23 protein-coding genes are annotated in these 17,644 nt (G+C 46.3%); 9 read left to right on the plus strand and 14 right to left on the minus strand.

Annotated features, from left to right (window positions below; genetic code table 11):
* Positions 1-89 precede the first annotated feature (89 nt).
* The 6 genes from KNP68_RS12975 to KNP68_RS13000 are packed head-to-tail and all read right to left on the minus strand — an operon-like array spanning position 90 to position 2,990.
* A complete protein-coding gene (locus KNP68_RS12975; protein WP_214799839.1) occupies positions 90-575 on the minus strand; it encodes a hypothetical protein in 486 nt (161 codons plus the stop codon).
* Positions 575-1,030, minus strand: coding sequence for a hypothetical protein (locus KNP68_RS12980; protein ID WP_214799841.1), 456 nt, complete (start codon positions 1,028-1,030; stop codon positions 575-577). The genes KNP68_RS12975 and KNP68_RS12980 overlap by 1 nt, the downstream gene beginning before the upstream one ends.
* Before the next feature lie 17 nt (positions 1,031-1,047).
* Positions 1,048-1,530 carry a hypothetical protein gene (locus KNP68_RS12985; RefSeq protein ID WP_214799843.1) on the minus strand — a complete coding sequence of 161 codons (483 nt, stop codon included), beginning with the start codon at positions 1,528-1,530 and terminating at the stop codon, positions 1,048-1,050.
* An 11-nt stretch (positions 1,531-1,541) separates the two neighbouring features.
* Complete coding sequence (locus KNP68_RS12990; protein ID WP_029596175.1) at positions 1,542-2,003, minus strand: hypothetical protein; 462 nt, start codon at positions 2,001-2,003, stop codon at positions 1,542-1,544.
* Between the two features lie 11 nt (positions 2,004-2,014).
* Positions 2,015-2,470, minus strand: a complete 456-nt coding sequence (locus KNP68_RS12995; RefSeq protein WP_029596176.1) for a hypothetical protein — start codon at positions 2,468-2,470, stop codon at positions 2,015-2,017.
* Between the two features lie 55 nt (positions 2,471-2,525).
* The gene (locus tag KNP68_RS13000; protein ID WP_214799845.1) at positions 2,526-2,990 is read right to left on the minus strand and encodes a hypothetical protein; all 465 of its coding nucleotides are present in this window, start codon (positions 2,988-2,990) and stop codon (positions 2,526-2,528) included.
* Between the two features lie 160 nt (positions 2,991-3,150).
* Here KNP68_RS13000 and KNP68_RS13005 point away from each other — a divergent pair, with 160 nt between their 5' ends.
* Both KNP68_RS13005 and KNP68_RS13010 read left to right on the plus strand, forming a co-directional pair.
* The gene (locus KNP68_RS13005) at positions 3,151-4,356 is read left to right on the plus strand and encodes an MFS transporter (RefSeq protein WP_214799847.1); all 1,206 of its coding nucleotides are present in this window, start codon (positions 3,151-3,153) and stop codon (positions 4,354-4,356) included.
* A gap of 14 nt (positions 4,357-4,370) precedes the next feature.
* Positions 4,371-4,802, plus strand: a complete 432-nt coding sequence (locus KNP68_RS13010; protein WP_021065346.1) for a MarR family winged helix-turn-helix transcriptional regulator — start codon at positions 4,371-4,373, stop codon at positions 4,800-4,802.
* A 43-nt stretch (positions 4,803-4,845) separates the two neighbouring features.
* Here the strand turns inward: KNP68_RS13010 and KNP68_RS13015 are convergent, their stop codons facing one another.
* The 3 genes from KNP68_RS13015 to KNP68_RS13025 form a co-directional block, all read right to left on the minus strand.
* Complete coding sequence (locus tag KNP68_RS13015) at positions 4,846-5,886, minus strand: flavin monoamine oxidase family protein (protein WP_214799850.1); 1,041 nt, start codon at positions 5,884-5,886, stop codon at positions 4,846-4,848.
* Between the two features lie 662 nt (positions 5,887-6,548).
* Positions 6,549-7,304 (minus strand): nucleotidyltransferase domain-containing protein, encoded by a 756-nt coding sequence (locus KNP68_RS13020; RefSeq protein WP_214799852.1) that lies wholly within the window; start codon positions 7,302-7,304, stop codon positions 6,549-6,551.
* Positions 7,304-7,837: a DUF3841 domain-containing protein gene (locus tag KNP68_RS13025; protein WP_214799854.1), complete on the minus strand. Its 534-nt coding sequence runs from the start codon at positions 7,835-7,837 to the stop codon at positions 7,304-7,306. Before KNP68_RS13025 ends, KNP68_RS13020 begins: the two co-directional genes overlap by 1 nt.
* Before the next feature lie 134 nt (positions 7,838-7,971).
* On the opposite strand from KNP68_RS13025, the gene KNP68_RS13030 reads away from it, so the two are divergent.
* Together KNP68_RS13030 and KNP68_RS13035 are read left to right on the plus strand one after the other, a co-directional pair.
* A complete protein-coding gene (locus KNP68_RS13030; protein WP_214799856.1) occupies positions 7,972-8,199 on the plus strand; it encodes a hypothetical protein in 228 nt (75 codons plus the stop codon).
* A 112-nt stretch (positions 8,200-8,311) separates the two neighbouring features.
* Positions 8,312-8,584, plus strand: coding sequence for a hypothetical protein (locus tag KNP68_RS13035; protein ID WP_214799857.1), 273 nt, complete (start codon positions 8,312-8,314; stop codon positions 8,582-8,584).
* Between the two features lie 26 nt (positions 8,585-8,610).
* On the opposite strand, the gene KNP68_RS13040 is transcribed toward KNP68_RS13035, so the two are convergent.
* Positions 8,611-9,081 carry a hypothetical protein gene (locus tag KNP68_RS13040; RefSeq protein ID WP_214799859.1) on the minus strand — a complete coding sequence of 157 codons (471 nt, stop codon included), beginning with the start codon at positions 9,079-9,081 and terminating at the stop codon, positions 8,611-8,613.
* Positions 9,082-9,153: 72 nt separating this feature from the next.
* On the opposite strand from KNP68_RS13040, the gene KNP68_RS13045 reads away from it, so the two are divergent.
* Positions 9,154-9,582, plus strand: coding sequence for a DUF4279 domain-containing protein (locus tag KNP68_RS13045; RefSeq protein WP_214799861.1), 429 nt, complete (start codon positions 9,154-9,156; stop codon positions 9,580-9,582).
* Positions 9,583-9,869: 287 nt separating this feature from the next.
* Here the strand turns inward: KNP68_RS13045 and KNP68_RS13050 are convergent, their stop codons facing one another.
* The 4 genes from KNP68_RS13050 to KNP68_RS13065 all read right to left on the minus strand — a co-directional run bounded on the left by KNP68_RS13050 (position 9,870) and on the right by KNP68_RS13065 (position 12,537).
* Positions 9,870-11,063, minus strand: coding sequence for an MFS transporter (locus KNP68_RS13050; RefSeq protein WP_214799863.1), 1,194 nt, complete (start codon positions 11,061-11,063; stop codon positions 9,870-9,872).
* A 346-nt stretch (positions 11,064-11,409) separates the two neighbouring features.
* A complete protein-coding gene (locus tag KNP68_RS13055; protein ID WP_214799865.1) occupies positions 11,410-11,838 on the minus strand; it encodes a hypothetical protein in 429 nt (142 codons plus the stop codon).
* The gene (locus KNP68_RS13060; protein ID WP_214799867.1) at positions 11,835-12,143 is read right to left on the minus strand and encodes a nucleotide pyrophosphohydrolase; all 309 of its coding nucleotides are present in this window, start codon (positions 12,141-12,143) and stop codon (positions 11,835-11,837) included. Before KNP68_RS13060 ends, KNP68_RS13055 begins: the two co-directional genes overlap by 4 nt.
* Positions 12,144-12,156: 13 nt before the next feature.
* Positions 12,157-12,537: a hypothetical protein gene (locus tag KNP68_RS13065; protein WP_214799869.1), complete on the minus strand. Its 381-nt coding sequence runs from the start codon at positions 12,535-12,537 to the stop codon at positions 12,157-12,159.
* A 135-nt stretch (positions 12,538-12,672) separates the two neighbouring features.
* Here KNP68_RS13065 and KNP68_RS15330 point away from each other — a divergent pair, with 135 nt between their 5' ends.
* From KNP68_RS15330 to KNP68_RS13085, 4 genes are all read left to right on the plus strand, one after another.
* The gene (locus KNP68_RS15330) at positions 12,673-13,659 is read left to right on the plus strand and encodes a LytTR family transcriptional regulator DNA-binding domain-containing protein (protein ID WP_214799871.1); all 987 of its coding nucleotides are present in this window, start codon (positions 12,673-12,675) and stop codon (positions 13,657-13,659) included.
* 131 nt (positions 13,660-13,790) lie between these two features.
* Positions 13,791-14,639 carry an ABC transporter ATP-binding protein gene (locus KNP68_RS13075; protein WP_128123919.1) on the plus strand — a complete coding sequence of 283 codons (849 nt, stop codon included), beginning with the start codon at positions 13,791-13,793 and terminating at the stop codon, positions 14,637-14,639.
* A complete protein-coding gene (locus tag KNP68_RS13080; RefSeq protein WP_128123920.1) occupies positions 14,636-15,343 on the plus strand; it encodes an ABC transporter permease in 708 nt (235 codons plus the stop codon). The genes KNP68_RS13075 and KNP68_RS13080 overlap by 4 nt, the downstream gene beginning before the upstream one ends.
* Before the next feature lie 351 nt (positions 15,344-15,694).
* Positions 15,695-17,590: a sensor domain-containing diguanylate cyclase gene (locus tag KNP68_RS13085; protein WP_029596190.1), complete on the plus strand. Its 1,896-nt coding sequence runs from the start codon at positions 15,695-15,697 to the stop codon at positions 17,588-17,590.
* Positions 17,591-17,644 lie beyond the last annotated feature (54 nt).

Genomic DNA, 17,644 nt, shown 5'->3' on the forward strand with positions numbered 1-17,644 from the left:
TATACTGTGTACGTCTCAAGCTTACGCCTCGAGCGCTCGAGCCTAAAGGACCGATGTCCTGAAATATCAAAAAAGACGAGTTCCGACTATCAGGAACTCGTCTTTTGATGTGTACGGCGCTCAGTTTTCGCTTCGTCGAACATCCGATTCGTGACGTGATGTTGATCAAATGTCAGAACGATTCGGTTGACCATGTATGAAAACAGTAACCCGCCAATCGTCCCAGTCACCAACATGACCATGAGTGGCCAAATCGTGAGAAGGCCCGTGTGATAGGCAGCGAGTAGACAGATGAACAGCAAAAAGATGAACCATTCGACGATGAAATCACTGTAAATCCAACGTCGATAGCGAGGATCCGGATTAAATGTCAGCAACACTTTCGTCTTGCACCACGCGACACACAATTGGGGAAAATACACAGCAAATAGGATGAGCGGTAAGTAAATCGATGTCTGATACGAGATGAACGCGACAGCGACAAGGCTGAAGAAAAGGCCCCAGTAGCGCCAGTGCCACGTCGCATCCTCATGCGCAAGTAATCGCTCGATTCGTTCTTGTTTCGTCAAGATCATCACATCAACCCCCGCGTCGTCATCAATTCAGATCGGACCGGTTGGGCTGTATCTGCGCTTTGGACAGCTTCGTTGAAGCGTTTATACAAAAGCGGCAACGTGACGGCAATCCCAATGGTGAGAATCCACGTCCACCATGGAGCCTCCAATTTATAACTTGCCACGCTACCGATGATAATGACGTACCATCCGCTTAACACCCAGTAGACGTTTCGCGTCGCGACTTGCGCTTTCCGTTCCGCAGACAGATTGGCGAGCGCCTTGCCCTCTTGTATTACATATACAATCGAACCGATTGCGAATATACTCATCAAACCTGCCCATACCCACCACAGTTGATCGGCGAGCAGCGTGACAAACAATAGTCCAGGGACAGGAGCGAATAGCATGTCTCGCCGCCGCTTCTTTTGCTCACGGTATCGGTTCATTTCGTCAATCCGTTGTTGTTTCGTCATACGATTCCATTCCTTTTCTAATCATTGATTCCGTCAAGTCGACGCTTCAGCTTCTCACGATTGGCTTTAGCCAGCATGTTTGACGTGACGTGTTCCGGGTCGAGTTTGAGCAGTTTTCGGTCCATCCACAGCGGCAACAACACAGACGGTGGTGCCCCGATGACCATCGCCCACATCAACACGTCCGGATGAATCTGCCCCGTCAAAAACAGGGTGATGAGACTGAACAACGTGAGGAAGGTAGCCACCAAGATAAAGAATTGTCCTTTCACGAGACGCCGATATGTCCAGTCGTCATTGAACCGAAGATACAGGACGGTCTGTTTCCATTCGAAAAACAGTGTGGGCACAAGACTGGCCACCGCAATCATGCCAGAATATGTCGTGTGCATCATGAAATAAAGCGCGCTCACAAAGATGACGACACTGCTTCCAATCATGAAACGACGATACGTCGTGTAGATTTGTAACAATGCCTCAGTCCGGGCTTCTCGATCCATCTCATCCCTCCTCAGTCTCTGACGTTGTCGAGCCGTATCTCACGAAGCATCGGATGCTCCGGATCGATGTTCATCAACCGCTCGTCTTGCTTTCGGATCAAACGATACCCGACATAGATGACACCGACCGCTACACCTAATATCCACGCGTATGTCCACCCTAGCTTAAGCGTCAGGGCAAACGACAAAAGGAAAAGGACGAACAGCGCAAAGACAAATCCGTTCCGACGGACGATCATCTTTTTGACTTCCTCTTGCTCGGTCAACTCGGTCTCGACTCGATTCGCCTTGAAGAAGATTCCGCCTAATAGCAACAGACAGACGAGCGCTCCCGCCACGTACCAACCGTTCCATGAATCCGATTCGATAAATCCGACGAGACAAAACACCATTGGAAACGTGAGCAAACTTTGGAAAACGGCCGTCTTCACATTCGCTTTATAAATCAGATTGATGCGTTCTTGTTTGGTCATCAAATCCCCCCTTAAAAACTTTCCCGCTTGACGTCTCGACGCGTCGGTTGCTGGGAATCAATCAGCTTTACTTTCTCATCAAGTAACCGCTCGACAATCACTAGCGCTAACGCTGTAAAAGAGAAGATGAAGAATGGGACCCAACTGATTGTTTCGAGCTTCATGAGCAACGGGAAAAACAAACAGCTGAAGACAACCATCATGTAGTCGAACACATATTGAATGTGGATGACCCGCTTCGCTCGAATGTGGTCTGTGAAACTGCTCATGAATCGACTTTCCCGCCCAATCATCACGCCGTACGCCAACAGCGACACGACCATCAAACTTCCGTACATGAGCGATCGTGTCTCAGTTTGCAGAAAGAAGAAAAGCAATACCCCAACCGGAATCGCAAAACCGAGTCGTACGAGAAGCCATTTCCGGTTTGCGGTAACCATTTGCTTCAAACGCTGATGTTTATTCATAAGCTACTCCTTTATTTGTGATGGACTCACACGCTAACCTCGTGTCTTTTCAACCTCACCATGTGAACCTTGTGCGTTGAATCTCGCGACGGGTCGGTTGTTCTACATCCATCCAGTTTAACTGTTGATCGAGTTTATGTTGCGTAAACCAGATTAACGCGCTGCCACTGACGAATAGAAGGAAAGGAATCAGGTTGGTCAGGATATTCAGTCGCATCATCATCGGAAAAATCACGGCCATCATGATGACGAACAAGTAATCGAGTTGATATTGGATACCGATCACCTTCTTCGCTTGATCATGCGCCGTTAATGCTCTGACGAAGCGCGCTTCCCTCATAAACAAAACACTTGCCGCACTGGTCAACGATAGAAGGAACGCTGCCATAATCATCGGTGAGCCTTGCGACTGTAAAAAGTAATAAACGAGCACACCGGTCGGAAGGGCGAAGGCGAGCCGTAACAACATCCACTGTACATTCATTTGTTTCACGCTATGTAATCGTTCTTGTTTGTTCATATCGTTCACCTCTTAGCTAACTATACGACTCTTAGGGAAAAAAGTTCCGTTTTTTTACAATTGTTTTGTAACTGCCTACTCGCTTGACGGGAAAGTCACTACGCCTTATAGTTTAGTTAACTTAACTATATTAAAAGACAGAAAGACTGAGGTTTTCTTTATGAATTTGCTACAAAATCCACGCTTCGTATTCACGTGGTTATCCGGCATGACGCTCACGCTCGGCTTCTCGATTTTCTTCTTGAGCGTATCGTGGCTCACGATCGATGTGCTGAAGCAACCGGCTCTCCTCGGGATTATCATGACCGCCGTCTCGTTGCCGCGTGTCGTGATGATGATATTCGGTGGTGTGTTCGCCGACCGATTCCAAAAGAGTCAGCTCTTGTTTTTGACGAACCTCGGGCAAGGTCTTCTCATGGTCGCGGTCGTGGCGCTCCATCTTGCGGACGCGTATTCGGTGTTCGCCTTAATTATGATTTCCATCGTGTTCGGACTGCTCGACGGCATGTCCTATCCGGCGTTGTCTTCCTTGATCCCGTCGCTCGTCAAACAAGAAGAGCTGCAACGCGCCAACTCGCTCTTCCAAGGGACGCTCGAGCTCATGTTCGTATTCGGCCCCTTCCTCGCCGGAGCGTTACTCACATGGGGCGGCTTCGGGCTCAGTTTCGGGACAGCAGCCGTCTTGATTTTCATCGCCGCTATCTTGATTATGCCGCGCTTGATTCGTGACTCCATCCCCCTCGCCCGTGCCATGTCGCTCAGTCATGTCATCGTCGATTTGAAAGAGGGCATCCGTTACGTCTCGAGCACGCCGATTTTGCGGAGCGGGACGTTATCGATTGCTATCGTCAACTTGTTCGTCATGGGACCACTCATCATGAGCATCCCGATTCTCGTCGGTGAACGGGGCGGCAACGCGTTTGACTTGAGTCTGATTGAAGGTGGGCTTGCCGTCGGGACGTTCGTGGCGAGTTTTCTCGTCCTGTTGTTCCGCTCGGTCCATCGTGGACGCTTCGTCTTCCGCGTCCTGTTTTTGACGATTGGGGCCTTCTTCCTCTATACGCAGGCGCAGTCCATCACGCTTCTCGCCTTGGCTGCGGCCGCGAGCGGGTTTATGTTGATGCTCGTCTATTTGCCGACGGTCACACTCATGCAAGAACATAGCGACCATGACAAGATCGGACGGGTCATGAGCATCATGGCGCTCGCCGCATCCGGACTAGAACCGATAGCGTTCGCTGTCCTGTCGATTCTGGTCGCCCTGGCCGTACCGATTCAAACGCTCCTCATCTCGTTTGGTATAATCGGATTAGTATGCAGTATCGTGTTATACGTTCGGAGCCAGACGTTCCGTGACACGCGATGAAAGGAGAACGACGATTGAACGACACACGCAAACAACAAGTCATCGAGATGTATCGTCAAATCGACGAGCTCGACTTGTTGTTCACCAAATACTTTACCGAGTTGAACGAATTCGAACTCAGTTACCAGCAAGAACAGATGTTACTTCTGTTCAAACGACAAGACACATGGACGACGACCGAGATTGCGACGAAGATGAATATCTCGAAAAGTGCGGTCAGCCAAGTGCTCAAAGTGCTCGAACAACGTGAGTTCGTCCAAAAAGAGAAGAACCCGGACAACTTACGTGAGAGTTTCATCCGTCTCGGCCCAATCGGTATGGCATATTCGAAACAAATCGATGCGATTGAAGAACGGCTCGCCGAAGAGATGTTCTCCGTGCTCGAAGATGATGAGATGACGATGATCAATCGCTCACTCGCGCTGATGATTAAAAAGTTCAAATGAAAAATGCGTATCGTCCCTGACTCGGGAGGATACGCATTTTTAGTTAGAGTTGATTGACGACACGTTCCGCTGCCCGGAGCGCGCCTTCGATATGACCGCCGAACAAGGAGTCCGTCTCCGTCCCGGCGAGTGAGAGCCATCCTTCCCATGCTGAATCGAGTGCGATCGGCTCATAGACAGGGAAGTCGGTCAACGGCACCCCATCTTGAACCGTGGCCGTATGCCGATCACTCGACCAATCGACGTATATAACTTCACGCGGCTGCCGCGCCTCTTCCCCGAATAGGCGCACGAGTTGATCGATGACGCGACGATTCAGTTCGTCTTGGTCGAATACCGAGCGTTCGGCAGCAGACAACCGGAAGAAGCCGAACAACGCCGCAAGTCCACCCGGCTGCGAAGCATCATGGATCTCCTGCAACACCCCGGCCCAGCTCATGCCTTGACCGGATAAACCATTGTCTCGCCAAAACGGGCGGTCGTAGACGGCGAGTACTTTCGCCTGTCCAGCCATCCAGGTCGGCGTGTTTGCCAGCTTCGACTTCGTCGTTTCAGACAGTTCTGGTTGGAAGCTGATACGTGAGACGAGTCGTGGCGGGATGGCCATAATGACGTGTGTGAAAGCTTGGGACCATCCTGTTTCGAGTTCAATCGTTACCTCATCTTCGGTCTGTTTGATCGAGGTGACCGTCGACTCGAGTTGAATTGTCCCTGCCGGTAGTGTCGAAGCGAGCGCCGTCGTCAAGCTGGCCATGCCCCCGACGAGTCGCATCGATGGAACAATATGACCTGGCGGGAGCGTATGGCGTTCGATGACACCGAACTGGCGCTCGAGCATCAAATCCCCGGTCGTGTGTTGAGAGAACGTCGGGAGACCGAGTCGTTCGATCAGTTGCGTGATTGTCGTCTCCGTCTCTGGCCAATACCAGGTCGGGCCGAGGTCGAACCCGTCATGGCTCAACACACGTCCCCCGATACGGTCACGCGCCTCGAACACGGTGACGTCATAGCCTTTCTCAGTGAGGAGCGACGCGGCATACAAGCCGCTCACGCCTGCCCCGATGATGGCGATTGATTTGGTCATATAAATACTCCTTCTCTATACGTGGTGCTCCCATTATACTGAAAAAGACGAATATACATAATTTGGGCGCACCGCTCAGGAAAGGGCGTTACGACGTGAAGCGTGTCTTCTATTACATCTTATTTCCATACATCTGGCTGATGCGGGGGCTATATCGATTTATCAAAACTGAAAGTACAATGTCTTATGCATTCATGCTGTTCTTTGTTCCTGCCCATATCCTTATCATCGGATATGGCCTCCAAGTGTCGCTCTTACTAGAAACCGTTTTTAGAATTTACCTTTTGGCAGGATTGTTCACCCCAATGTATTACTTCGAATCGGATGTCAGACGTAGACGCACAAAGCCAGGATATGTTCCGCTCAATGAACGGTAACGTCTAAGAAAGGATTTACCAACATGCCCAACACAGTTAAGACGCTACTTTATCCGTTCCTTGTAGGCATTCGCCTATTTTCTCGATTCAAAAGAGGTAAAACGTTCATTTTCCTTCTTATCATGTTAGGTATGTTCTTATTCGAGGGCTTATTGTTTTTTGAAATCATTTATATTCCCCTTTTCGTTAAGTCATTGATTCAGTTATACGTTTTAGTAGGAATGCTTCATATAGAATTTCATTTTGATGATTTAGACCAACAGAAGTCGCTTTAATAAATGACTGTCATCTTGGAAGAAACAACGATTCATACTGCTCAATCAACTTACCCAACCAGTCATCTTGCACTTCTTCTGACTCCATGCCTCGCTCTAAGTCATCTATGATTTCACTGTTCGGAAAATAAAGGCGTAACACAAACAGACTGTCTGGGATTGTCGATACAAAACTTTGATCTTCGACGTTGATTGTCAAATACGCGCCTCGAATCATCCGTTTGACGAGTGACCGTTTTCCGTTTTCCGTCATACGTCTTGTCGTCAATTTCACTCGCGCTTCTCGTAACTGATCGAACAAATCTCGATTCAACGCTCGGCTGATGCGCTCGTCCGGTTTCATGTACGGAAAACGATGAGACAAGTCAGTCCCGTCAACACATGCACACATGTGACGTAACCAAAAGCCCCATTCAACGTGATTAGTGGGCTCAAGCACTGTATCCAACAGCCCGATGTCATAATCAATTTTGACTACTTCCGGATGTTCCTGCACCAGAAGCATAGTCCGTCGCTTTAATACGTCAACGTCCACTTCCCGTTTGACGATGACCGTCACGTCTAAATCGGACCGTCTGACTACAGCCGTCCCACGACCGACGCTTCCGTATACATATACGCTATGTAGCGCTTCTGCGAATTCTTCTCGCAACAACTGAATCACTGCATCGAGCACTGGCCGAAACATCGGTTGGATACGTATCACGTCTGTTTGATTGATGACGTAACCCGCCTCGTCTGTACCTAGTCGTGTCGGTAGCTCCATCACACACCCTCCTCAATAAACGTCGTCACGTCGAGCACTTGCTCGAGATAAATCCGATCGACGAGATAGTGATATTTCGTGTTCGTCTCCGGGTACTCCTCGACAATCGATTCGCACCAGTCGCGGTCGAACATCTTCTCCCATGATTTTTTCAACTCTTCCTCGCCTTTAGCTTCCCGGTCTTCAAACGAGAGAAAATACCGATTCAACGCGAACGTCCAGTAACCGGCCTCGACTTCGAGCACGTGTGCGTCCGGCAACTCGACCGTCAGCACGACGCCCGGTTCTCCAGGTTCCAAGTAGCCACCCCGTGCGACGTCTGGCTTTGTTTTGCTCAACCAAACCGGATAGTTTCCATGAAGCGAGACCTCCGTCCGTCGTTCATATTGTTCTGCGAGCCAGTCGTAAGCAGGGCGATGATACGCGTAATCCTCGTCTTGAAAAATGCCGTACGCCGGATTCCCAAACAAGTATCCACACTCGTTCGCCGCTTCCCATGCACCCGCATGTTGATATGTATAGTAAATTGCCATAGGTCCACTCCTTTTTAAGAAGATACTGTTAGCATAACTGACCTGCCGTTTCCTTATCCATCATGGGAATCGTTTGGGTTTGTCTGAATTTGGAAGTATACTAGCCGTATGGATTACATAAAGGAGGAAAAAGCATGAATGTATTAATCACCTTACTATTTAGTTTATTGGCAATCATTGTCCCACTCGCGTTACTCATCGCGGTCATCGTGATGATTGTTCGATTTATCGGTCGCTACGAGAAGCGAGCGGACGCGCGACTTGAGTTGAATCGTCAAACCGCGGCTCATCAGCAACAACAGTTCGACGTCTTAGTAGAGCGCCTCGAGCGAATCGAAGAAAAAATAGAGACACGCCCTTAATGTTGACATCACTCACGATGTGGACGAACAACAGCTCAGTTATGAGTTGATCCCGCTCACCAATGCTTACAGTTTCGATATCATCGATGATTAAGTCGAAAGGAGTGGTTGAATGGATTGGACTACTGTCATGTTGATTGCTTCATTGATCTTGAACGCCTTCTTGATCAATATCATTGCGCAACAAGCAAAGGACATGAGTGCATTGAAACGAAAACAACTTCATACCGAACCAATCGTTCAAGATGCTGAGTTTCATGCGTCGATTAAAGAAAAAATCGATACGATTGGCGTGGTCCCGACCGTTAAATTCTTACGTGAGACATATGGCCTGTCGCTGCTTGAAGCGAAACAATTGGTCGATCGGGTAAACGAAAGGGAGTAGCGTGTGCTACTCCTTTTTGACTGCCTTTATTTTAAAAAGAAACCGACTTTACCGCGTTCATAGGCTTTATGCGTCACGTGTTCCGGGTCGATGTTAGCAAGCTTTTGATCAATCTTAGAAGAGGCAATCCACGCAAATAGATTGAACGCCACAACGAGAATCAAAATATTCGCTTGTTCCGGACGTAACAGCAACGTCACAATCAATATACAAAAGATCGCAATCACAGCCATCCCACTCCAATATTCATACCAGACGAGACGCCGATAATCAGGAGCCTCGTTGAACGTGAGCAGCGTTTTCGTCCGCGCCCACACTTTGACGAACGAGACGACCGGAATGAACAAGATGAACCATACCAGTTCAGCGAGTCGACGCTCGCCTGTGAACCAAAAGATGACGCCAAGTAAGACGATAAACACTCCAAGAAGAAGTGCTTGGCGGGTGGAACGTTTCCCCGCCTCATATAAATGGTCAAACCGTTCGCGTTGGGTCATATTCATATTCCTTTCTTACGATTGCATCGTTTATATTCAAGTAGACTGTCATACAAAGAAAAGAGGGTGTTCATGAATTCTACACAAACCGAAGTCCTGGTCTATTTCCAACTGCTTGCCGATGATTTCTCAATCGAAGATGTGACGCGTCGGCTAGGAATCATTCCTACAGAAACCTTCAAACGAGGTGAAAAAGGCTATTCTTCCCATCCTCGCGAACATACATCGTGGTCACTCGGTACGGGCTATCAGCCTTCATTTGATGTGAACGATCAGCTGCAACATATCATTGCTCAACTTCGTGGAAAAGAACCAATTTTAGATGACATTTACAGTGCGTATGACGACATCAAAGCGCGATTCATCATCGTAATCGTAATGGAAGGCGGTCAAACACCGTCGCTTGTGTTTGATTTGGAGACGATTCAATTCGCCCATCGGATCCGTGCCGAGTTTGACATCGATTTATATGCGAACCCATATCAGGATGAGGGTTATTAGACTTCACCGGACTAACATTCATTCGTCTAAGGACACTTCCTGTTCTTGTCTCGCTAACAGAATCTGAAACCCGCACAGCAACAGCGGGAAAATCATACGGAAATCCCGTGAAGGATGGCGAGCCCCTACCACATTTTGGTTCGTGCATTCACTTTCTTGATCTCCTTTGATATGGATCATTTATGATGCTCCACAATTTTTCGCATGTTTTTCGCCTTCACTGTTCGACATGTTGATTTAACAAAGCACCGTACAGTCTTTTTCGGAAAGGCTGTACGGCGTCTGCGTCACACAGCTTGATCGTGCATCGCAATAGAAGATTTCAAAAAAGAATTTCTCAAAAAATAGCGGCTCATACCTAATAAGGTAACTGCCCCGACGAGATACAGTAATCCGTGTCCAACCCAGTCCGCGAGCGCTCCACCGAGTAAATAACCGAACGGAGCCAATATTCCTTGAAGGGCATAGACAACGGTCAATACGCGTCCTAAATAATCAGGTTCGATTTGACGCTGAAGAAGCGTTTGAAATTGAATCCCCATCATCCCAATCGCCACCCAAGCCATACTAAAACAAATCAACGTCACGCCAAAATTACGATTCAACCAAAATGCCGAGATGCACCAAGCGACTCCACCGAATCCGGTTGCCAAGACGAATGTCCATCGTAACGAACGAACGCCAAATCGAATCGATAAGCCGCTTCCCAATAACGTACCAATCGAAATGGCTGCAAGCCATAAGCCGTATTCCTGTTCCGTCGTCGCCAAAATCGGGAGGACGCCAAGCGAGATCGAAATCATGAAGTTAAGGCACGTGAAGACAAGAATCAACGTGCGAAACGAACCGAGTTTCCATACGTAACGAAATCCAAATTGTAAATCAGCAAAATACGTAAAATCACTTGGTGTGTGGGCCTTTGTTTCGTTGATGCGTAACAAAAAGCCAATCCCCCCAAATAAAAACAGATAGAGGATGGCGTTACTCGTATAGACGAGACCGACACCAATAAGCGCAAGCAAAATCCCAGCAATGGCATTGCACAAGATATCGAGACTATGATAGGTGAACGTGAAGAGTGCATTGACTTTTTGTAGGTCCGCCTCCCGAACGAGAGTCGGAACGAGTGCATACTCCGTTGGATAACTCAATTCGCTCGCCAACGTCGCGACGAACAAACCGACAATGACGACCCCTACCGACAGTTCATCTATTACATATAAACTCGCGAGGATTGTGAAGACAGTCGCCTGCACTGCCATTGCCCAAAGCAATAACTTCTTTTTGTCGTAACGATCGATCAACGGTCCATACAGCACTTGAAACGCAACCGGCACCATTGCCACAAACGTCGTGACGCCAACCCAAAAAGACGAGTCCGTCATGTCTTTGACGTACCATACCGATGCTAAAAAATAAAAACTATCCGCGAAATTCGCAATCACACGTACAGCTAACAAAACTACTATGTTCCGATTCATATCATCCGCTCCTCATTTGATTTGTCTAGTAAGTTCGAGACAAATCATAAGGCGGTCCGCGAATATAAGGTTATATGTCGTTCAGGTAATGATACATGACGAGCTCCTTTCGAATTTATTTTATCTAGATGCTAGGCTTCAGCCGTTTTTTATCGAATTGTCTCTTGTTTCATATGTCTCCAATGAACGAAAGCATTCGCAAACCAAATAATCGTCAATAACGGAAACATGACGATCATCCATGTTGAACTCTCGTTTTGAAAAAGCGGCATCATAAGCAAAAGGACGATATTCAATAGACCTACACTGAGATACATGAGAAAAAGGCGTCGATGTTTCGCTCTCATTATGAGTTCTCTCCTTTCTCTTCATAACCACTAATCCAAAACTCAATCTTCAAGTTTGCAAGTTTCATCAAGAAGTCTGGGTCAAACCCCAACTTTAAATCACCATAATAAATGACACCTAAGTCGATATAAATATGGTCGGCTCCACAAGAACGAAGGGTGTCGATATGTTCCGTAAGGGTGTCTACCATCCAAAAGAGTCCGATATACGGATTTTCCATTTGTTGAAATTCCAGTGGTGGTTCAAATGACGCATGACCGTGCGTAGCAATCAGCTTTCCTATGCGCTCCATCTCCCCGACTTCGGTCTGGGTATAAAACCGAATGCCTGTTTTCTCCGATGCGACGCGAGGTGAGAAATTCTTTCCGATTAAATGGCAAGGAATCATAAATTGATCTGGAGGATACCTTTCGAGCGTTTCACTCATGATTGCGGACTCGGATACTTCACCGCATTTTTCTCGAGCTTCTCTTCAATCGCCTGCGACACATCGATTCCTGCTGCATGGGCGAATGTGAGCGCGTAGATGAGGACATCCGCGAGCTCTTCTTTCATCTCGACGTGTTTCGTCTCGAGCGCTTCTTCGCTCGACACCCATTGGAACAACTCCAACAGTTCGCTCGCCTCGAGCGATAACGATAATGCCAAGTCTTTCGGGTTATGATGGAACGCCCAATCGCGCTCGTCACGGAATTCAATCACTTTTTTCATCAATCGTTGTATTTCGTTCATGTTTGATACAGCCTCATTTCATCGTTGTTAAAATTTCTTTCCCCACTGAAAAAATACCTCGATCGATATATTCTTGAATCAATCGCTTTGACACCCTCATCGACAATTCATCTACTCCTAATCTTTCCTTTAGTCCTTCGTGGAAAGATAAAAAATCGGGAATTGTTTTCTCGAATCGATATTCTTTTTGCAGTCGCGTTAAATAAAAAGAAACCTCGAAACGTTTTTCGACTGGCAACTCTTGTGTGAGAAAGACGTATTCCAGTTCGCTTTCGATGTTATGATGTAACGCCTCATCCTGATTAATCATTTTACGTAACAACGTTTGGAGCATCTCTACTTCTACTTGAAGCTCAAAAACTTGTGTTTGGAGTCGCTCGTATTCTTCGACCATATGATTGATTCACCACCTTATCATAAAACTGCACCCTTCAATTTTACCAAAAGATGTAACTTACATGAGTAATAATTTCCCTCTTAAGACCTTCTTTGTAAAATGTTATACTCCAACTAAAAAGGGAGGGATTCGGTGCTTACGTTCAACAACGTCTCTGTTCGCCAACAAGACACGCTCATCCTTGAACATATCTCGTTCACCATCAATCCGGGTGAAGTCGCAGCCATCCACTGCGGCGTCACTTCCCGGGAAATATTGTTCGCATTATTGACTGACTCGCACGCGAACTACTCCGGAAACATCGATATAGCGAATCGTACGCTTTCGGTCTTCTCCATCCGTGATGGATTGTATGACCGGCTGACGGTCGAGGAATATTTGCGTTTCACGCACACGCTCTACGACTCGACGGAATCGCTAGATGCAATCCTGCAAACCGTTCAACTCACCCCATACCGGAACAAACGCTTGAACCGGCTCAGCCTGTCGCTCGTCCGGCGCGTCCAATATGCGGCGCTGCTCTTACATAATCGTGACATCTACGTTCTCGAAGAACCGGATCAAAACGTCGACCAAGAGACACGCCACTTGTTCGCAACCGTCTTGATGCAACTGAAGCAGCAACAAAAAGCCATCCTGCTTCTGACGAGCAACATGGAAAGCGCCCTGTTCGTCACGTCGACCGTCTATCGGATCGACCACCGACACTTGCGCCTACTCGACGTGGAACCGGATGAACCGGATACGAACGAAGACGTCACGCCAGAGGTGATACACGTCCGCTTCGAGAAGATTCCAACGAAAGTGAACGAGAAAATCGTCTTGCTCGATCCGCCGGAAATCGACTACATCGAGAGTCAGGACGGACAATCCGTATTGCACAGTCAGTCCGAGCAGTTCCCGAGCGTCTTCACGATGAACGAACTCGAGACACGTCTGACCCCATACGGCTTCTTCCGCTGTCACCGATCCTACATCGTCAACCTTCAACGGGTGCGAGAAGTCATCACGTACACGAAGAACAGTTTCAGCCTCGTGCTCGATGATGCGGCGAAGACGACAATCCCGCTCTCGAAGACGAAAATGGCCGAATTGAAGACGATGATTGGGCTGAAATAGGCTCCATTCACTGTCCGATTTGCTCCACTCAGTCCTCAAGAAGCGCCATTTATGGCCATTCTAATGCGCCCCACTCTTCCTCTCGATATGATGTAAGCAGGAAATACGACATCACCAAGGAGGAACGAGCGATGCAGGATATTATCACCGTGAATCAATTGAAAAAGCTGTTCGGGAACGAAGAAGCGTTACGCGACGTGACGTTTTCTGTTAAAAAAGGAGAGGTGTTCGGGTTCCTCGGACCGAGCGGATCCGGGAAGACGACGACCATCAAAATCTTGACGTCCCAACTCGCGCAGACGTCAGGTGACGCCACCGTGTTCGGCGTCCCGGTCTCGGAGTTGAAACAAGAACAGTATCGGAAGCGGATCGGTGTGTTGACCGATAACAGCGGCCTATACACGCGCCTTTCGATCGAAGAGAATCTACAGCTCTACTGCGACCTATACGACGAGCCACGCACACGAATCGACGATGTGCTCCAGACAGTGAACTTGGCCGGGGAACGCAAAAAACGCATCTCCGCCTTATCACGCGGGATGCTGCAACGAGTGACACTGGCCCGGGCGTTGTTACATGAACCGGAACTGTTGTTTTTAGATGAACCGACGTCCGCGCTCGACCCGGTCAACTCGCGCCACATCTATAAAGGCATCGAACGGTTGAAGGCAAAAGGGACGACCATCTTTTTGACGACGCACGACATGAACGAGGCCGAGGAACTGTGCGACCGCGTCGCGTTCTTGCATCAAGGGGAGATTCAATTGCTCGACGCCCCAAAACAATTGCGCCGGAAATATGCGAACGGCTCGATGCGCGTCGAACTGCATGACGGGGAAACGGTGGACTTGAAACAAGGAAAAGACGGGGCCGACTGGCTCCATGCACAAATGCGCGACCAAAATATCGCGGCCATTCATTCAAACGAGCCGACGCTCGGGGATATCTTTATCGAAGTGACGGGGAGGAAATTATCATGACATTTTCAATGAAACGGGCACTCGCCATTTTCCAGAAAGACTATAAAGACTTGTCGCGGAACTTATTCGTCTCGTCGACGTTGATTATGCCGCTGTTCTTCGCTGTCTTCTATTCACAGCTCGGCGGCGAAGGCATCGACGTAACGTACTTCGTCATCAATATCACGTTCAGCCTCGTTGCGACGTTCGTCCAGTGTGCTTTGATCGCCGAAGAGAAAGAAAAGAACACGCTCCGTGGACTGATGTTGTCGCCAGCGAGCACGCTCGACATCTTACTCGGAAAGAGCGCGCTCACGTTCGTGACGACGCTCATCCTCATCGCGGCGTGTGCCTTTATCATGGGATACAGCCCGGCGAACCTTTTCGTCATCTCACTCGCACTCATCGTCTCGACGTTCTTTTATATCGGGATTGGAACGATTCTCGGATTGATGACGAAGACGGTCATGGAAGCCTCACTCATCGTCATGCCGGCGTTTTTCTTCTTCTCGTTCTCACCGATGCTGTTGGTATACGAGGACCGCTTCTCCATCATCGGTCTCCTCGAGTACTTGCCGAACATCGTCTTGATCGACCTCGCGCATCAAATCGAGGCGGGAGCAGGACTTGGCTCTACATGGGTGGAGCTTGCGGTTCTGTCGGCTTGGGCACTTGTCGTGTTCGTTGGAAGTATTGTGATGTATAACCGGAAACAGACAGACTAAAAAGCGACGATATTACTCGTCGCTTTTTTTCTATGTTCAATTCAAAATCTGATGGATTTTATGCGTCAACCACACCTTATGGTGATGAGCCGATTTGAATTAATAAACACTTAGGTTTCAATATAGTTGTAGAATAAGTATAATTAAAGAGACTGTTCAAAAAGAATTCTTAACACTTCAATTTATTCATCAATTGAAAACTATCTATTTTTGCCATGTTTTCTTTATTTCTTTGTTATATGAAGTCCATTTCGTTTGTTTTGTTTAAAATATATGTACTTACTGTATATTTATACTTTATTTTTGACGTCTAAAGAATAATCGCACCAAAAGACGAGTGGAGAGATAAGTATGGAAAGAATTAAAAAATTCCTTTTATTATTGTTTCTGATGGTGTTTACTTGTTTGACAGTTGCTCCAACTGTTAATTTTGCAGTTCATGGTAATGAGATAACAGCAAAAAATGGGGTACTTGATTTACGTGATATAAATTTTGAAGAGCACAATTATATAGAGATGAGTGGGGAGTGGGGTTTATATTGGAACAAATTCCTCAAACCAGAAAAAGTACCGGATAATCCCTCAACTTTTGTTTCATTTCCTCATAGGTGGATGGGTTCTGAAATGAACAATGAGACATTACCAGGTGAGGGACATGCCACATATACACTTAAAATAAAAGTAAATGAAGAGAGCTTATCAACTCATAAGGGCCTTTATGTACCGCTTATTTCGAATGCATCGAAACTATGGATCAATGGGAAATTAGTGAGTCAAATTGGTGAAATTGGTATGAGCTCAAAAGATGAACGTCCAACCTATAATCCACAAGTCATCACTCTTGATTTAGATAAGCCAGAATTTGATCTAGTTTTACAGGTTTCCAATTACTCTGCACGAAACGGTGGAATTTGGGGAGAGTTTTTATTCGGAAATGCAGAAGAATTAATAAGTATGGCTGAGAAACGAATGCTTAAAGAAATGTTTATTATTGGTGGTTTAACTATTTTCGGATTTTACCATTTTGTTATTTATATTCTACGTAGAACAGATCGAGCTGCTCTCTATTTTGGGATTCTTTGTTTACTAATTGCTCTTCGCTCGCTGATAGTCGGCGAGGTAGTTTTAACCGATCTACTCCCTAATTTCTCTTGGGAATGGCACAGAAAAATCGAATATTGGACGATTTCAATCGCGTTTCCAGTATTTTTATTGTTTCTTAATGCAATGTTTCTTAACTATATAAAAAAATCCATTTTACAAATGTCCTTTTTTATAAGTTTACTTTATTCTTTATTTGTCTTATTTACACCTGCTAAAGTTTTTTCGTATACGATTAACTTTTATCAACTGATCATGACAGCGATGATGTTGTATGTACTTTTTGAATTGACCAAAGCGTGGAAGCGAAATGTTCCAGGTGTAAAGGTTTTATTGATCTCAACCGTCATTTTTACTGGTACAGCCTTAAATGATATCCTTTATTACAATGAATGGATTCATACAGGTGATTTTACAAGTGTTGGATTATATATCTTTGTCTTTGCTCAGTCTATCGTTCTTGCTATTAAATATGCATCTACCTTTCAAAAAGTTGAAACCTTGTCTATTCGTTTAGGAGAACTAAATAACACCCTTGAGGAAAAAGTGCAAATAAGAACTTCTCAACTGGAGCGATCACAAAATGAACTAAAACAACTGAATCAGAAGCTCGAAATTCTTTCAAACATTGATACTCTAACAAATGTTCCGAATAGACGGTCACTCAACCAAAATTATGAAGAGGTTTGGGAGATGAACAAGGATTTATTGAAACCAATTACGGTATTTATGATCGATATAGATTGTTTTAAGCTTTTTAATGATACATATGGTCATCAAAAAGGTGATGAGGTACTAAAATTAGTCGCTCAATCATTGAAAAATAGATTGGATATGGTTGGAGGATTCTTTGCAAGGTATGGCGGAGAAGAATTCTTTGCTTTATTAGATGGGAAATCCGTTGAAGAAGCCGTTGATATAGCTAAAGATATGAATGATGTCATTCATAAATTAAAAATCCAACATAAAACTTCAACGGTTGCAGATACAATAACAATTAGTATCGGAATTGCCCATTCTACTTCTGCAAATCTAGTAGAAAAAGAGCAACTAATCAGTAAGGCTGACGAAGCTCTTTATCGTTCAAAACAAATTGGCAGAGATTCCATATCATTGTTTTATCAGAATGAAATTAAACATCTGTAAGTATCTCGATATTGTGGAGAAAATCTAACATAACAGACTAAATTATATTGGAAT

The sequence above is a fragment of the Exiguobacterium sp. s50 genome (genome assembly GCF_018618175.1).
GTDB lineage: Bacteria > Bacillota > Bacilli > Exiguobacteriales > Exiguobacteriaceae > Exiguobacterium > Exiguobacterium chiriqhucha.

What these genes read in the sequence shown, in the direction of transcription:
- KNP68_RS12980 (WP_214799841.1), bottom strand. Translation starts at nt 1,030, where the DNA reads ATGACGAAACAACAACGGATTGACGAAATGAACCGATACCGTGAGCAA.
- KNP68_RS13065 (WP_214799869.1), bottom strand. Translation starts at nt 12,537, where the DNA reads ATGGTCGAAGAATACGAGCGACTCCAAACACAAGTTTTTGAGCTTCAA.
- KNP68_RS13060 (WP_214799867.1), bottom strand. Translation starts at nt 12,143, where the DNA reads ATGAACGAAATACAACGATTGATGAAAAAAGTGATTGAATTCCGTGAC.
- KNP68_RS13030 (WP_214799856.1), top strand. Translation starts at nt 7,972, where the DNA reads ATGAATGTATTAATCACCTTACTATTTAGTTTATTGGCAATCATTGTC.
- KNP68_RS13085 (WP_029596190.1), top strand. Translation starts at nt 15,695, where the DNA reads ATGGAAAGAATTAAAAAATTCCTTTTATTATTGTTTCTGATGGTGTTT.
- KNP68_RS13000 (WP_214799845.1), bottom strand. Translation starts at nt 2,990, where the DNA reads ATGAACAAACAAGAACGATTACATAGCGTGAAACAAATGAATGTACAG.
- KNP68_RS13005 (WP_214799847.1), top strand. Translation starts at nt 3,151, where the DNA reads ATGAATTTGCTACAAAATCCACGCTTCGTATTCACGTGGTTATCCGGC.
- KNP68_RS13075 (WP_128123919.1), top strand. Translation starts at nt 13,791, where the DNA reads ATGCAGGATATTATCACCGTGAATCAATTGAAAAAGCTGTTCGGGAAC.
- KNP68_RS13045 (WP_214799861.1), top strand. Translation starts at nt 9,154, where the DNA reads ATGAATTCTACACAAACCGAAGTCCTGGTCTATTTCCAACTGCTTGCC.
- KNP68_RS13080 (WP_128123920.1), top strand. Translation starts at nt 14,636, where the DNA reads ATGACATTTTCAATGAAACGGGCACTCGCCATTTTCCAGAAAGACTAT.
- KNP68_RS12990 (WP_029596175.1), bottom strand. Translation starts at nt 2,003, where the DNA reads ATGACCAAACAAGAACGCATCAATCTGATTTATAAAGCGAATGTGAAG.
- KNP68_RS13035 (WP_214799857.1), top strand. Translation starts at nt 8,312, where the DNA reads ATGGATTGGACTACTGTCATGTTGATTGCTTCATTGATCTTGAACGCC.
- KNP68_RS12985 (WP_214799843.1), bottom strand. Translation starts at nt 1,530, where the DNA reads ATGGATCGAGAAGCCCGGACTGAGGCATTGTTACAAATCTACACGACG.
- KNP68_RS12995 (WP_029596176.1), bottom strand. Translation starts at nt 2,470, where the DNA reads ATGAATAAACATCAGCGTTTGAAGCAAATGGTTACCGCAAACCGGAAA.
- KNP68_RS13015 (WP_214799850.1), bottom strand. Translation starts at nt 5,886, where the DNA reads ATGACCAAATCAATCGCCATCATCGGGGCAGGCGTGAGCGGCTTGTAT.
- KNP68_RS13055 (WP_214799865.1), bottom strand. Translation starts at nt 11,838, where the DNA reads ATGAGTGAAACGCTCGAAAGGTATCCTCCAGATCAATTTATGATTCCT.
- KNP68_RS12975 (WP_214799839.1), bottom strand. Translation starts at nt 575, where the DNA reads ATGATCTTGACGAAACAAGAACGAATCGAGCGATTACTTGCGCATGAG.
- KNP68_RS13025 (WP_214799854.1), bottom strand. Translation starts at nt 7,837, where the DNA reads ATGGCAATTTACTATACATATCAACATGCGGGTGCATGGGAAGCGGCG.
- KNP68_RS13040 (WP_214799859.1), bottom strand. Translation starts at nt 9,081, where the DNA reads ATGACCCAACGCGAACGGTTTGACCATTTATATGAGGCGGGGAAACGT.
- KNP68_RS13020 (WP_214799852.1), bottom strand. Translation starts at nt 7,304, where the DNA reads ATGGAGCTACCGACACGACTAGGTACAGACGAGGCGGGTTACGTCATC.
- KNP68_RS13050 (WP_214799863.1), bottom strand. Translation starts at nt 11,063, where the DNA reads ATGAATCGGAACATAGTAGTTTTGTTAGCTGTACGTGTGATTGCGAAT.